General features: G+C 74.5%; 15 protein-coding genes. 6 read left to right on the top strand and 9 right to left on the bottom strand.

Annotated elements, in window-relative coordinates:
• Positions 1-29: 29 nt before the first annotated feature.
• Both ACZ6D7_RS21730 and ACZ6D7_RS21725 read right to left on the bottom strand, forming a co-directional pair.
• Complete coding sequence (locus tag ACZ6D7_RS21730; RefSeq protein WP_469492857.1) at positions 30-1,223, bottom strand: RNA polymerase sigma factor; 1,194 nt, start codon at positions 1,221-1,223, stop codon at positions 30-32.
• Positions 1,223-1,573, bottom strand: a complete 351-nt coding sequence (locus tag ACZ6D7_RS21725; protein ID WP_469492854.1) for a YciI family protein — start codon at positions 1,571-1,573, stop codon at positions 1,223-1,225. Before ACZ6D7_RS21725 ends, ACZ6D7_RS21730 begins: the two co-directional genes overlap by 1 nt.
• A 118-nt stretch (positions 1,574-1,691) precedes the next feature.
• Here ACZ6D7_RS21725 and ACZ6D7_RS21720 point away from each other — a divergent pair, with 118 nt between their 5' ends.
• Complete coding sequence (locus ACZ6D7_RS21720) at positions 1,692-2,720, top strand: acyl-CoA dehydrogenase family protein (protein ID WP_469492852.1); 1,029 nt, start codon at positions 1,692-1,694, stop codon at positions 2,718-2,720.
• Positions 2,721-2,734: 14 nt separating this feature from the next.
• Here ACZ6D7_RS21720 and ACZ6D7_RS21715 read toward each other — a convergent pair whose 3' ends face one another.
• From ACZ6D7_RS21715 to ACZ6D7_RS21700, 4 genes are all read right to left on the bottom strand, one after another.
• Positions 2,735-3,880: an LLM class flavin-dependent oxidoreductase gene (locus ACZ6D7_RS21715; RefSeq protein ID WP_469492849.1), complete on the bottom strand. Its 1,146-nt coding sequence runs from the start codon at positions 3,878-3,880 to the stop codon at positions 2,735-2,737.
• Positions 3,881-3,931: 51 nt separating this feature from the next.
• A complete protein-coding gene (gene ssuE, locus ACZ6D7_RS21710; protein WP_469492847.1) occupies positions 3,932-4,486 on the bottom strand; it encodes an NADPH-dependent FMN reductase in 555 nt (184 codons plus the stop codon).
• A gap of 210 nt (positions 4,487-4,696) precedes the next feature.
• A complete protein-coding gene (locus ACZ6D7_RS21705) occupies positions 4,697-4,774 on the bottom strand; it encodes a putative leader peptide (RefSeq protein ID WP_350786652.1) in 78 nt (25 codons plus the stop codon).
• A 250-nt stretch (positions 4,775-5,024) separates the two neighbouring features.
• Entirely contained in the window at positions 5,025-5,192 is a 168-nt protein-coding gene (locus ACZ6D7_RS21700; protein ID WP_469492844.1) for a hypothetical protein, read from the bottom strand.
• Between the two features lie 265 nt (positions 5,193-5,457).
• Here ACZ6D7_RS21700 and ACZ6D7_RS21695 point away from each other — a divergent pair, with 265 nt between their 5' ends.
• Both ACZ6D7_RS21695 and ACZ6D7_RS21690 read left to right on the top strand, forming a co-directional pair.
• Positions 5,458-6,993 (top strand): SDR family oxidoreductase, encoded by a 1,536-nt coding sequence (locus tag ACZ6D7_RS21695; protein ID WP_469492841.1) that lies wholly within the window; start codon positions 5,458-5,460, stop codon positions 6,991-6,993.
• Between the two features lie 195 nt (positions 6,994-7,188).
• Positions 7,189-8,562, top strand: coding sequence for a cryptochrome/photolyase family protein (locus ACZ6D7_RS21690; RefSeq protein WP_469492839.1), 1,374 nt, complete (start codon positions 7,189-7,191; stop codon positions 8,560-8,562).
• A 68-nt stretch (positions 8,563-8,630) separates the two neighbouring features.
• Here the strand turns inward: ACZ6D7_RS21690 and ACZ6D7_RS21685 are convergent, their stop codons facing one another.
• Positions 8,631-9,425, bottom strand: coding sequence for an SGNH/GDSL hydrolase family protein (locus tag ACZ6D7_RS21685; RefSeq protein ID WP_469493061.1), 795 nt, complete (start codon positions 9,423-9,425; stop codon positions 8,631-8,633).
• 109 nt (positions 9,426-9,534) lie between these two features.
• Entirely contained in the window at positions 9,535-10,470 is a 936-nt protein-coding gene (locus ACZ6D7_RS21680) for a LysR family transcriptional regulator (RefSeq protein WP_469492837.1), read from the bottom strand.
• Between the two features lie 129 nt (positions 10,471-10,599).
• Between ACZ6D7_RS21680 and ACZ6D7_RS21675 the strand changes: the two genes are divergently transcribed.
• Entirely contained in the window at positions 10,600-11,295 is a 696-nt protein-coding gene (locus tag ACZ6D7_RS21675) for a type 1 glutamine amidotransferase domain-containing protein (protein ID WP_469492835.1), read from the top strand.
• Positions 11,296-11,323: 28 nt separating this feature from the next.
• Here ACZ6D7_RS21675 and ACZ6D7_RS21670 read toward each other — a convergent pair whose 3' ends face one another.
• The gene (locus tag ACZ6D7_RS21670; protein ID WP_469492833.1) at positions 11,324-12,385 is read right to left on the bottom strand and encodes a MerR family transcriptional regulator; all 1,062 of its coding nucleotides are present in this window, start codon (positions 12,383-12,385) and stop codon (positions 11,324-11,326) included.
• Between the two features lie 119 nt (positions 12,386-12,504).
• Between ACZ6D7_RS21670 and ACZ6D7_RS21665 the strand changes: the two genes are divergently transcribed.
• Positions 12,505-13,146, top strand: coding sequence for a sigma-70 family RNA polymerase sigma factor (locus ACZ6D7_RS21665; RefSeq protein WP_469492831.1), 642 nt, complete (start codon positions 12,505-12,507; stop codon positions 13,144-13,146).
• A 124-nt stretch (positions 13,147-13,270) separates the two neighbouring features.
• Positions 13,271-13,711, top strand: coding sequence for an SPW repeat protein (locus tag ACZ6D7_RS21660; RefSeq protein WP_469492829.1), 441 nt, complete (start codon positions 13,271-13,273; stop codon positions 13,709-13,711).
• Positions 13,712-13,845 lie beyond the last annotated feature (134 nt).

Here is a 13,845-nt window from a genome sequence, read left to right as displayed (position 1 = left end):
GGCGCGCAGGTGCTCGACGTGTCAGGCGCTCAGCGTGCGAGGGAGCGCCTGCGCCGGTCGAGGTACGCCCGCTCGGCCGGGTTCTCGGCGAGCGCCAGGGCGGCGGCGTAGGCCCGTACGGCCTCGTCCGTACGGCCCGTGCGGCGCAGCAGGTCGGCGCGGACCGCGTGGAAGACGTGGTAGCCGTCGAGGTCGAGGCCGTCCAGCAGCGCCAGCGCCGACCGCGGACCCTCGGCCTCGGCGACCGCGACCGCGCGGTTCAGGGCGACCACCGGGCCCGGCGCCACGACCATGAGCTGGTCGTAGAGCCGCAGGATCTGCCCCCAGTCGGTGGCGTCGGCGGTCGGGGCGTCGCTGTGGACGGCCTGGACGGCGGCCTGGATCTGGTACGGCCCCGGCCTGCCCCGGCGCAGACAGCGCCGGACGAGCGTCTGCCCCTCGGTGATCAGTTCCCGGTCCCAGCGGTCGCGGTCCTGCTCGGGCAGCGGTACGAGCGTGCCGGCGGCGTCCACCCGCGCGGCCCTGCGGGACTCGACGAGCAGCATGAGCGCCAGCAGACCGGTGACCTCGGGTTCGTCCGGCATCAGAGCGGCGAGGAGCCGGCCGAGCCGTACGGCCTCCGCGCACAGCCCCGCGTCGTCCTCGTACCCCTGGTTGAAGATCAGGTAGACGACGGCGAGGACGCCCTTCAGCCGGTCGGGCAGGTCGGCGTCGCGCGGGACGCGGTAGGGGATGCGGGCGTCGCGGATCTTCGCCTTGGCGCGGACCAGCCTCTGGGCCATGGTCGGCTCGGGCACGAGGAAGGCGCGGGCGATCTGGGCGGTGGTGAGCCCGCCGAGGAGCCGCAGGGTGAGGGCGACCCGCGCCTGCGGGGCGAGCGCGGGGTGGCAGCAGGTGAAGATCAGCCGGAGCCGGTCGTCGCGCACGGGGCCCTCCTCCACGGGCGGGTCGGGGGCGTACAGCCGGGCGGCCTCGGCGTGCCGGGCGTCGCGGGTGGACTCGCGGCGCAGCCGGTCGACGGCCCGGTTGCGGGCGGTGGTGATGATCCACCCGGCCGGACTCGGCGGCACCCCGGTCTCCGGCCAGCGCTTGACGGCCGTCGTGAAGGCGTCCTGGACCGCCTCCTCGGCGAGGTCGATGTCGCCGAGGAAGCGGACCAGGACGGAGACCGCGCGCCCGTACTCGGCGCGGAAGACGGCCTCGACGTCGACGGCGTCCGGCATCAGTGCTGGTCCGCGAAGGGGCGCACCTCGATGGGGAGGGTGGTGGCCAGGGCGGCCTTGCGGCCCCACTCCAGGGCCTCGTCCAGGTCGGCGGCCCGGATCAGGCACAGCCCGCCGAGGTACTCCTTGCCCTCGGCGTACGGCCCGTCGGTGACCAGCACCTCGCCGTCCTCGGGGCGCAGCATGGTGGCGGTCTCCGGACCGTGCAGGCCGCCCGCGAAGACCCAGGCGCCGGCGGCGCGCAGTTCGTCGTTGTAGGCCTCGACCCGGCGCATGATCTCGGCCAGCTCGTCGGGGGGCGGCGGCTCACCGCCGGCCGGCTGGACCACGCTGAGCAGGTAGTGCTGCATGACGTCCTCCTCGGTGCGTGACGTCCTCTCGGGCGTCGTGCCGTTCTCTCACCTCCTACACGAACGGCGTTCCCCCGGATCGACACCCCGCGCCGCGAAACGGGAAAGAATCTTGCTCATGACCACACCGCACCCCCTCGTCACCCGAGCCCGCCGCCTCGCGGACGGCCTCCTCGCCCCGCACGCCGAGGACGTCGACCGGACGGAGGTGCCCGTGAGTCATCTGGGCGAGATCCGGCGCTCGGGTCTGCTCGGGCTGAACGCGCCGCGGGAGTACGGCGGGGCCGCGGCGTCCGGCGCGGTGTTCCGGGAGACGGCGGAGATCCTCGCGGGGGCCTGCTGCTCGACCTGGTTCGTGCAGGCCCAGCACCACACCCCGGTCCTGACCCTGGCGAAGAGCGAGGGCCCGGTGCGCGAACGGCTGCTCGGCCGGCTGGCGAGCGGCGAGCTGCTGTCCGGGGTGGCCTACGCCCATCTGCGGTCGTATCCGCGCACGCCCGTCCGGGTCACCCGGGACGGGGGCGGGTGGCGCTTCGACGGGACGGTGCCCTGGTACACGGGGTGGGGCCTGAACGACGTGCTGCTGCTCGCCGGGGTGACGGAGGACGGCGAGGCCCTGTTCGCTTTCACCGAGGCACGGGAGCAGCCGGGCCTGCGGGCGTCGGCCCCGATGCGGCTGGCGGCTCTCACCGCGGCCCGCACGGTGTCCCTGGAGCTGGAGGGCCTGCGGATCCCGGAGGAGGCGGTGGCCCTGCGCACGCCGCACGAGCGCTGGTCGGCGGCGGACCGCCTGAAGACGGTGAACGCCCACCCGGCCGTCTTCGGCCTCGCGAAGGCGGCCCTGACCCTGCTGGACGAGGACACGGCGACCGCCCTGCGCGCCCGCCTGACGACGGTCCGCCGGGAGGCCTACGCCCTGGCCGACGAGGCGGCTCCCCATGAGCACCTCGAGGAGCGTCTGGCCCTCAGGGCACAGGCGTACGAGGTCCTCCAGGCGGCGACCACGGCGGCGGTGGTGACGGGCGGCGGCCGCACGATGCTCCTGACGCACCGGGCCCAGCGACTGGCGAGGGAGGCCCTGTTCCTCCTGGTCCAGGGGCAGACGCGGGAGTCACGGCGTTCCCATCTGAACGCCTTGGCCGGCTAGCGGGCCAGGGGCCCTCAGCCGGCGAACGGCACGGGCACGGGCACGCGTGTGTCCCCCTGCCCGGCGGGATGCCTCCACAGCCCTTCCCCGGCCAGCCGCGGCAGCACCCCCTCGCCGAACCAGTACGCCTCCTCCAGGTGCGGATAGCCGGACAGCACGAACTCCGAAATCCCCAGCGCCGCATACTCCTTGATCCGTTCGGCGACCTCCTCATGGCTGCCCACCAGCGCGGTCCCCGCGCCGCCTCGGACCAGCCCGATCCCCGCCCACAGGTTGGGGTGGATCTCCAGCCCGTCCCGGCCGCCGCCGTGCAGCGCGAGCATCCGCCGCTGTCCCTCGGACTCGCTGCGGGCCAGCCCGGCTTGGACGGACCGCACGGTCTCGGGGTCGAAGCCGTCGAGCAGCCGGCCGGCCTCCGCCCATGCCGCCTCGGAGGTGTCGCGGGTGATCACGTGCAGCCGGATCCCGAACCGCGGTGTGCGCCCCCGCCGGGCCGCGAGCCCCTTGATCCAGGCGATCTTCTCGGCGACCTGGGCGGGCGGTTCGCCCCAGGTGAGATAGACGTCGGCGTGCCGTGCGGCGATCTCCCCGGCGATCGGCGAGGACCCCCCGAAGTACACCTCGGGCACCGGGTCGGGCACCCGGGCCAGCCGCGCGTCCTCGACCCGGAGGTGCTCACCCTTCAGGTCGACGGTCCCACCCGCCCACAACTCCCGGACGATCTCCAGGAATTCGCCGGTACGGCGGTACCGGTCGTCCTTGTCGAGGAAGTCGCCGTAGGCCCGTTGCTCGTGGCTCTCGCCGCCGGTGACGACGTTGAGGAGCAGCCGTCCGCCGGTCTGCCGCTGGAAGGTGGACGCCATCTGCGCGGCGAGCGTGGGCGACACGAACCCGGGCCGGAAGGCGACGAGGAACTTCAGCCGCTCGGTGTGCCGGCTGACCATGGCGGTGGTCAGCCAGGCGTCCTCGCACCAGGCCCCGGTCGGGGTGAGCGCGCCCAGGAAGCCGAGGTCCTCCGCGGCGCGGGCGATCTGGCTCAGATAGGCGACCGTGGGCGGCCGGTCCCGTCCGGAGGCGGTGGCCGGTGTGCCGTGGCCGCCGCCGACGACATGGCGGCTGTCGCCGTTGGTGGGCAGGAACCAGTGGAAGGTGAGGGACATACGGGGGTCTCCGATCAGGGGTGCGGGCGCCGAGGTGAGCGGTCGCCGCGCTCAGCTCGCCGCCGCCAGGTACTGCGTGCGCCCGAGGGCGGCCGAGAACTGGTCGACGATGTGGGTGAGCGCCTCGGTGGCGGCCGGGGCGACGGTGATCGTGCCGTCGTCGTGGGCGGTGATGTCCTTGTCGAGGGTGAACCAGCCCTGCACGATGTGCGCGGCGCCCATGGAGTTCAGGACGGGCCGCAGGGCGTAGTCGATGGCCAGGACGTGGGCGGTGGAGCCGCCGGTGGCCAGGGGCAGCACGGTCTTGCCGGTGAGCGCGTACTGCGGGAGCAGGTCGAGGAGTGCCTTGAGGACTCCGGAGTAGGACGCCTTGTACACGGGGGTGCCCACGACGACGCCGTCGGCGCGCGCGAACAGCTCGGTGGCCTCGACGATCGCCGGGTGCCGGAAGTCCGCGCCGAGCAGGGCCTCGGCCGGGATCGTACGGACGTCGAGCGGGATCACCCGGTGGCCCTGGGCGGTCAGCCGCTGGTCGAGGAGGCGCAGCAGCCGGCCGGTGCGGGAGGAGGCGGAGGGGCTGCCGGAGACGGACAGGACGGTGGCCATGGGTCCTCTTTCGAAAGCGCCCGCATGTCGGCCGCGCCCGTGCGGACGGGCGGGCGGATCTACGGAACTCCTGGTGCGGTGCGGAATGTTTTCGGGCACGACGAATTCACGCGGCGCGAAGGGCGCGGCGGGGTGCGCGGGCACGGTGAATTCAGGCGCGGAAAAAGAAAAGGGGAACGGGGAAAAGCGCGGCGGATCTACGGAAGGGGATCAGGCCGCGGCGCAACAGGAGGCGCTGGAGACGCGTGCGAGGTCGACGTGGCGTCGCCGCGTGAGGTCCAGTCGCATGTTCATGCCGTCGATCGTGACAGCCGCCGGTCACGGGCGTCAAGGAGATCCCGACCGGTCTCGAATCGCGGACCGTGAATTTCACAAAGGCGTGACAGGGAAACTCTTGACGGCCCTTGACCGCCGTGGAACGCCTCGAACGCTCTTGAACGGCCGACGATCGATGGCCCGATTGGTAGCACCGATTGATGCCCGCATTCTCCCGAGCGTGCGGGCGGAACGGCCGGAATACGCGCCCGGCGCCGGGCGGTCAGTCCTCGTCGGTGGTCGGGACCACGACGAGGAAGGCGTCCGACCTCAGATCCATGACCACGGTCGCGGGCAGCCCCTCGGCGCGGCGCCGGGCCGCGTACTCCTCCGCCGGCCACGAACCGCGCGGCGCCCCGGCAGGAAACCGCTCCAACACCTTCGCACCCATGGCCGCAGCACCTCCACCCTCGCGGCGGACAACCGTCGTACGGTGCGACTGCCCCGGATCGACGCGAGCATGTCCACGCCCATCGCGGGCCGCTGCGGACGGCCGATTCCGCGATGAGTGGCCGGTCGGCGCATCCGTGACCACCCTGGGAAGGGAAGTGATCCGTAGGGAAGCGATCCAGGGGCCGTGGGGAAACGATCCAGGGGCCGTGGGGGAAGCGATCCATGGGTGGGGGGTGGACACCGACGTGAAGGGTCGAGGAGCGATGACGGAAGACGACGACCGCGGCGGCGGGCCGCTCTGCCTGGTGACCGGTGCCACGGGGTACATCGGCGGCCGGCTCGTCCCGGAGCTGCTGGCCGCGGGGCTGCGGGTGCGCTGTCTGGCCCGTTCCCCGGAGCGGCTGCGGGACCACCCGTGGGCCGGTGAGGTCGCGGTGGTCCGCGGGGACGTGACGGACGCCGGGTCCGTCGCGCGGGCGATGCGGGGTGCCGACGTCGCGTACTACCTGGTCCACGCGCTGGGCACGGGCGGGGACTTCGAGGAGACCGACCGGCGGGCCGCGCGGATCTTCGGGGAGCGGGCCCGGGAGGCCGGCCTGCGCCGCCTGGTCTACCTGGGCGGCCTCACCCCACGGGGCGTGCCGGAGCGGGAGCTGTCGCCGCATCTGCGGTCGCGCGCCGAGGTCGGCCGCATCCTGCTGGCGTCCGGTGTGCCCACGGCCGTGCTGCGGGCGGCGGTGGTGATCGGCTCGGGTTCGGCCTCCTTCGAGATGCTGCGCTACCTCACCGAGCGGCTGCCGGTGATGGTCACCCCGAGCTGGGTGCGCACCCGGATCCAGCCCGTCGCGGTCCGGGACGTGCTGCGTGCCCTCGTCGGCGGCGCCCGGCTGCCCGAGGACGTCAACAGGGCCTTCGACATCGGCGGCCCGGACGTCCTGACGTACCGCGAGATGATGGTCCGTTACGCCGCCGTCGCGGGCCTGCCGCGGCGGCTCATCCTGCCCGTACCGATTCTCTCGCCGGGGCTCTCCAGCCACTGGGTCGGCCTGGTCACGCCGGTGCCCGCGTCGATCGCCCGGCCGCTCACCGAGTCGCTGCGGCACGAGGTGGTCTGCCAGGAGCACGACATCGCCCGGTACGTGCCGGATCCGCCCGGCCATCCGGTCGGTTTCGACGAGGCGGTGCGGCTCGCGCTGCGCCGGGTGCGCGAGGCGAAGGTCGCCACCCGTTGGTCGTCCGCGTCCCTGCCCGGCGTCCCCAGCGACCCGCTGCCCACCGACCCCGACTGGGCGGGCGGCAGCCTCTACACCGACCGCCGCGCGCTCTGCGTCGACGCCCCGCGCGCCTCGCTGTGGCGGGTCATCGAGGGCATCGGCGGGGACAACGGCTGGTACTCCTTCCCGCTCGCCTGGGCGGTACGAGGGTGGCTGGACCGGCTGGCGGGCGGGGTGGGCCTGCGCCGGGGGCGCCGGGACGCCGCCCGGCTGCGGGTGGGCGACTCGCTGGACTTCTGGCGGGTCGAGGAGATCGAGCCGGGGCGGCTGCTGCGGCTGCGGGCGGAGATGCGGCTGCCGGGTCTGGCGTGGCTGGAGATGTACGCGGAGACCGACGACGCCGGGCGCACCCGGTTCCGGCAGCGCGCCCTGTTCCATCCGCACGGGCTGCTCGGGCACGCGTACTGGTGGAGCGTCTCGCCCTTCCACGCGGTCGTGTTCGGCGGCATGGCCCGCAACATCGCCCGGGCGGCGGTGGCGGACGCGGCGGCGCGGGAGCGGGAGGGCACGCCGGTCGGCGGCTGACGTCCTGCCGCCGGTCCGCAGGTGCCCGACCCGACGTCCGCGCATCCGCGCATCCGCGCATCCGCGCATCCGCCGGGTGTCGTTCCCCGGAAGAACCGCGTGGTCCCGTCCCCGGAAGAAACCGCATGGTCCGTTCCCCTCCCCGGAGCCCGTCTCCTCCCCCGGAGCCCGTCTTCTCCTCCCCGGAGCCCGTTCATGAACGTCTCGGTCGTCCTGTTCACCTCCGACCTGCGGCTGCACGACCATCCGCCGCTGCGTGCGGCCCTGGAGGGTTCGCGCCAGGTGGTCCCGTTGTTCGTGCGCGACCGGGCGGTGACTGGGCCCGGGTTCGCCGCCCCCAACCGGCTGGCGTTCCTCGCCGACTGCCTGCGCGACCTCGACGCGGGGCTGCGCGAGCGGGGCGGCCGGCTCGTCGTGCGCTCCGGGGACCCGGTGGCGGAGGTGTGCCGGGTGGCCGCCGAGGCGGACGCCGACGAGGTCCATCTGGCGGCCGACGTCAGCGCGTACGCCCAGCGCCGCGAGGCACGGCTGCGGCGGGCGTTGGAGGCCGAGGGCGTACGGCTGCACGTCCACGACACCGTGACGTCCGCCGTGGATCCCGGCGCGGTGACCCCGGCCTCCTCGGACCACTTCGCGGTCTTCACGCCGTACTTCGGGCACTGGTCGCGGTGGCGGCTGCGCGACACGCTGGGCGCGCCCCGGACGGTGCGGGTGCCGGACGGCATCGGCTCGCAGGAGCCGCCCTCGCGCCGGGGCCTGTCCGGTCTGTCGCCGGGGCTCGCCACCGGGGGCGAGACGGAGGGCCGCAGACGGCTCACCGCCTGGCTGCGCTCGGGCATCGCCGCGTACGAGGACCGGCACGACGACCTGGCCGGCGACGCCACCTCCCGGCTCTCGCCGCATCTGCACTTCGGCGCCCTGTCCCCCGTCGAACTGGTGCACCGGGCACGCGCGGCGGGCGGTCCGGGCGCCGAGGCGTTCGTCCGGCAGGTCGCCTGGCGCGACTTCCACCGCCAGGTGCTGGCGGCCCGGCCGGACGCGGCGGCGGCCGACTACCGCACCAAACGCGACCGCTGGCGTACGGAGCGGACGGCGGGCGAGGACATCGAGGCGTGGCGGGAGGGCCGTACCGGCTACCCGGTCGTGGACGCGGCGATGCGGCAGCTGCGCCACGAGGGCTGGATGCACAACCGAGGCCGGCTGCTGACCGCGAGCTTCCTCACCAAGACGCTGTACGTCGACTGGCGCGTCGGCGCCCGGCACTTCCTGGACCTGCTGGTCGACGGAGACGTGGCCAACAACCAGCTCAACTGGCAGTGGATGGCCGGCACGGGCACCGACTCCCGCCCCAACCGGGTCCTCAACCCGGTCACCCAGGCGAAGCGGTACGACCCGGACGGGGCGTACGTACGGCGCTGGGTGCCGGAGCTGGAGGAGGTGGCGGGGCCGGCCCTGCACGAGCCGTGGAAGCTGCGGGGCCCGGACCGGCCGGCACTCGACTATCCGGATCCCCTCGTCGAACTCTCCGAGGGCGTCGCCCGCTTCCGGCGGGCACGCGAGCGGGACTGACGGAAACAACGGAACCAACGGAACTGCCAGAACTGGCAGAACTGACGGACCTGGCGGAACTGGCGGAACTAGCCGGACCAGGGCAGGAGTTCCGGGCGTTTGGCCGTGCGGTCGTCGCCGGTGGAGCGGCCGCGCAGGCGGCGGACGAGCCAGGGGCCCAGGAAGGTGCCGGCCCAGCGCAGTTCCGTGCGGGCGGCCCGCCAGCCGGTCGGCGACGGGTGCGCGGTCGGGAGCGGGCGGGCCCAGGTGTCGTCGCTGCCGGGCAGCCGGAGGGCGTGTGCCACGGCGGCGGCGATCCGTTCGTGGCCGAGCGGGGAGGCGTGCAGCCGGTCCGGGCTCCACAGCCGGGGATCGGTGACCACGTCGTGGTGGGCGGTCTCGGCGACGACGACGCCATACTCGTCGGCCGCCCGCCGGATACGGGTGTTGAGGGCGGCGACCCGTGGGGTGAGCGGGCGGGCCAGCGGGGTGATGCGGGCGACGTCGGGAAAGGTGAGCGTGGCGACCCGGGCGCCTTGCCCGGTGAGCGCGGCGAACACCGCCCCGAGGTGGCCGGCGACCTCGTCGGCGTCGAAGCGGGGGCGCAGCAGGTCGTTCATCCCGGCGACCACGGTGACGAGGTCGGGGCGCAGGGCGAGGGCCGGGGCGAGTTGCTGGGCGTGGATCTCGGCCGCGGTCCGTCCCCGTACGGCCAGATTGGCGTACCGCAGGCCGGGGTGGTGCCGGGCGAGCCGCTCGGCGAGGCGGTCGGCCCAGCCGCGCAGGCCGGTGGTGTCGTCGCCGTCGCCGAGCCCCTCGGTCTGGCTGTCGCCGAGGGCGACGTAGCGCGCGTAGGGCGGGGCCGCGCTCCGGGTGACGGACATGGGCGTGCCCCCGTTCGCCGAGTGGTTGTGGTTGCTCACTCCCCCACCCTACTCACTTTTTTGACTAGTCAGATAGGTGAGGTGTCGTCGAGTGGGTGCCCTCGGGGGCTCACCACGTGGGCGCGACGCTCAGCAGACGCTCGCGGACCCGGCGCACATCGGGGTTCTCCTTGGCGCCGGGGCGCTCGACGAGGTAGCCGGTGTTGATCGGCGGGTCGTCCGGTTCGTGGAGCGGGAGGAGGGCGCCGGAGGCCAGTTCGTCGAGGCAGAGATAGCGGGGCAGCACGGTCAGGCCGGCGCCCGCGACGACCGCCGCGAGCACGCCCCGCAGGTCGGGCACGGTCACCGCGGCCGGACCGGAGAGGCGGCGGCCGAACACGTGCCGCCAGTACCGGCGGGCGATCGGCAGGTCCTCGGCGTACGTCACCAGCGGCACGGAGTGGAGCGCCGAGGGTCCCTCGACGGCCAGCCGCTCGCGCAGCCGCCCGGCCCACTCCGGGGCGGCGACCAGCACGAACTCCTCGTCCATCAGCGGCACCGCGGTCAGGGCGCGGCCGCGCGGGCGGGAGGTGGCGACGACCAGGTCGTGCCGGCCCGCCCGCAGTTCCTCCAGCAGGGGGTCGGTGAGGCCGGTCGCGACGCGGAGCCGGACGCCCTCGGCCACCAGCGGTGCCAGGGCGGGCAGCACGCGGGTGCACAGCAGTTCGGCCGGCCCGGCCAGGTGCACGGGGTCGGCCCGGCCGGCCGTCGCGGAGTGCGGGCCGGCGACGGAGGCGAGTTCGTCGAGGGGCGCGGCGATCCGGGCGGCCAGTTCGTCGGCGACGGGAGTCGGGGCGACGCCGCGCGGGCGTCGCTCGAACAGCTCCCGGCCGGCCTGCCGCTCCAGCGTGCGCATCTGTGTCGTCACCGTCGGCTGCGACAGGCCGAGCAACTGCGCGGCGCCGGTGAACGAGCCCGAGCGATAGACGGCCAGGAAGGTGCGCAGGAGGTTCAGGTCCAGGTGGTCGGTGTGTTCCACGGTCCCCAGTATTCCGGCACCAGCCATAGAAAACCCTATGTCCGAGATGAGAATCCGCATTGGAACCCTATGTCTCGACGGCCTACGCTCGATGGTGTCCACACGCCGACGTTCCGCACCGGAGCCTCGGCCACGACTCCTACGGAGGCACCCCCCATGGCCAAGATTCTCTTCGTGATGACCGGCGTCGACCACTGGACGCTCGCCGACGGCACCCTGCACCCCACCGGCTTCTGGGCGGAGGAGGCCGTCGCTCCCCACGAGGCGTTCCGGGCGGCCGGCCACGAGATCGTCGTGGCCACCCCCGGCGGTGTCGTCCCGACGGTGGACAAGGGCAGCCTGTCGGCCGAGGTCAACGGCGGCCAGGAGGGCGCCGACCGGATCGCCGCCGGGCTCGCCGCGATGGCGGAGCTGGAGCGGCCCGTCCGGCTGGAGGACGTGGACCTCGGCGACTACGCGGCCGTGTTCTACCCCGGCGGGCACGGTCCGATGGAGGACCTGGCCGTCGACGCGACCTCCGGCCGGCTCCTGACCGAGACCCTGGCCTCGGGCAAGCCGCTCGCCGTCGTCTGCCACGGTCCGGCCGCGCTGCTGGCCGCGGTGACGGAGGACGGCGCCAACGCCTTCGCCGGCTACCGGGTGGCCGCCTTCACCAACGCCGAGGAACTCGCGGCCGGTCTCGGCGAGAAGGCCAAATGGCTCCTGCAGGACCGGCTGACCGAGGCGGGCGTCGACGTACAGGTGGGCGAGCCGTGGGCCCCGCACGTGGTGGTCGACCGCAACCTGGTCACCGGCCAGAACCCGGCGTCCTCGGTTCCGCTGGCGGCGGAGCTGCTGAAGAAGCTGGGCTGACATCCGCGGCGGGGGCGCGCGGCGCGCCTCACGCCGTTGCGTACACCCCCGCCAGCGTGTCCAGCGCGTCGTGCAGCCCGGTGGGCCGCGCCAGGCCCGCCGCCGAACGGCCCGCCCAGCCCGGCCCGCCGAGCACCACGGCCGGTGCGCGGCGGGCGCCGCTGACGCCCCATCGGGTGCCCGCCAGGTGCTGGGCGAGGGCCGGGCTCGCGGTGGAGCGGGCCTGGGCCCACAGGACCACGGCGACCGGGCCCAGCCGCTGGACGGCCGCGGTCAGCGCCTCGGCGGGCACGGCCGCGCCGAACATGCGCGTGGGGACGTCCAGCCGGCTGAGCCCCGCGTTGAGCGCCTCCAGCGGCAGGGTGTGCTGTTCGCCCGGCACACAGGCCAGCACCACGGGCCCCGGACTCGGACTCCGGCTCGGGCGCCGACTCCCCTCCTGCCCCTGCCCGTGCGCGCCGGCCACGCCCCCGGACACGGCCGGACGGGTGGCGCGGCGCAGGGTGGTGGAGACATGCCAGGACAGCAGGTGCTCCACCTCGACGTAACGATCGCCGGACGAGGCCCACTTGCGCCCCACGGCGTGCAGCGTCGGCACCATGACCTCCTGCCAGGCGACGGTCAGTCCGTGCCGTCCGACGGCCGCGTCCAGCTGCTCCGCGACGGCCGGCGCGTCCAGCCGTACGGCGGCCCGGGCCAGACCGCGGCACTCCTGGCGGACATCACCGCCCAGCGGCAGCGCACCGGCGGCGCGCGACCGTTCGCGCACCCCGCCCCCGGCCTCCCCGGCAGGCAGGCCGGCGCCCTCCCGCGCGGCGCGGGCCGCTTCGGCGGGCGGCACCCCGGACGACGTCAGGCGGCACATCGCCTCCAGGACGGCCACGTCGGACGGCCGCCAGCGCCGGTGCCGGCCGTCCGCGCGGACGGCGGGTCCGAGGCCGTAGCGCCGGTCCCAGGACCGCAGGGTGGTCGGCGCCACGCCGAGCCGGCGGGCCAGGGCCCCGGTGGTCAGCCCGGTGTCGCGGGTGTCCCCGCTGCCGCCGGTCTCGTCGGTCTCGCCGGTCCGGTCGGGGCTCGGGCACTCGCTCATGACGTGACGATATCGGCGATACGACGCAGAAACGACGCATGTTGAGGCGGTGGCCGCGTGGCTCGCAGGATGGCCGCATCGGCCCGAGGACAGACCGCCCGACGTGAGGAGCCGTCGTCATGAGCCCCGCCATGAGCACCGTCGTGCGCCCCCAGCCGATCGCTGCCACAGCCGCCGAGGCGCCCCCCGCCGAGGTGCCGATCGCCGACGAGGAACTCGCCCGGGGGCTGCTGGCGGGCGACGAGGATTGTCTGGCGGCCGCGTACCACCGCTGGTCGGCGCTGGTGCACACGCTGGCCCGGCGCTCCCTCGGGGACGTCAAGGAGGCCGAGGACGTCACCCAGCAGGTGTTCCTCGGCGTGTGGCGCGGCCGCGCCGGCTACCGGCCCGAACGCGGCAGCCTCGGCGGCTGGATCGTGGGCATCACCCGGCGCCGGATAGCCGACGCGCTCGCCGCCCGGGCCCGCCGCCGGGACCTCGTCCGGGCGGCCGGGGCCACGCTCGTGCTCACCGACCCCGACCGGGGCCGTCCGGAGGCCGCCCTCGACCGGGTGCTGGTGCGCGGGGAACTGGCCCGGCTCCCCGAGCCGCAGGAGTGGGTCCTGCGCCTGGCCTTCTACGAGGACCTGACCCAGACCCAGATCGCGGAGCGCACCGGCTGGCCGCTCGGCACGGTGAAGAGCCACGCCCGGCGCGGCATGCGGCGGCTGCGGGACCGTCTGGAACCCGTGGCACATCAGGCGCCCGGAGCGCCCCCGTAGGGGTGCCGGACAGGCTGTCCCACCTCTACACATAAAGGCCAAATAAGCGCAGAATGTCAGTGCGCGGCGCTTACCGCACACCGCACCAGACGCGGTCAGGCCTGCTAGTCAAAGGAGACGAGTCATGGCCAACGTCTCGCCCACCCGAGGTGACATGTCGACTCACCCCGATGTTTCCGAGATGCGGGCACGCTACGACCGCATGCTCGGTGGTCGCGATGTGGCGCTCGTGGACGGACCGGTGTTCCTGCTCGGTCTGTACTGCGCCGTATCCCCGTGGATCCTCCACTACACCACCAGCCAGCCCGACCTCATGACCCACAACCTGGTCGTCGGGATCGCGATCGGCCTGCTGGCCCTCGGATTCACCGCGGCTCCCGCCCGCATGTACGGCCTGAGCTGGGCCATGTGCGCCCTGGGCGTCTGGATGATCATCGCGCCTTGGGTGGTCGGCGACAGCCCGGACGCCGGTGTCGTCGTCAACAACATCATCATCGGCGCGCTGGCCCTGATCCTGGGGGCGATGTGCGCCCTGACGGCGGCGAGGAGCACCCCGAAGCCGTGACTCCCGCGAGGGAGCGGTGAGGAAGGCGGGCCCAGGGGGGGGGGGGGGGGGGGGGGGGGGGGGGGGGGGGGGGGGGGGGGGGGGGGGGGGGGGGGGGGCAGGGGGGGGGGGGGGGGGGGGGGGGGGGGGGGGAT

Source organism: Streptomyces sp. NPDC041784 (assembly GCF_055591025.1).
Note: the sequence above shows the minus strand (reverse complement) of the source record. Positions and strands in the feature narration are given on the sequence as shown.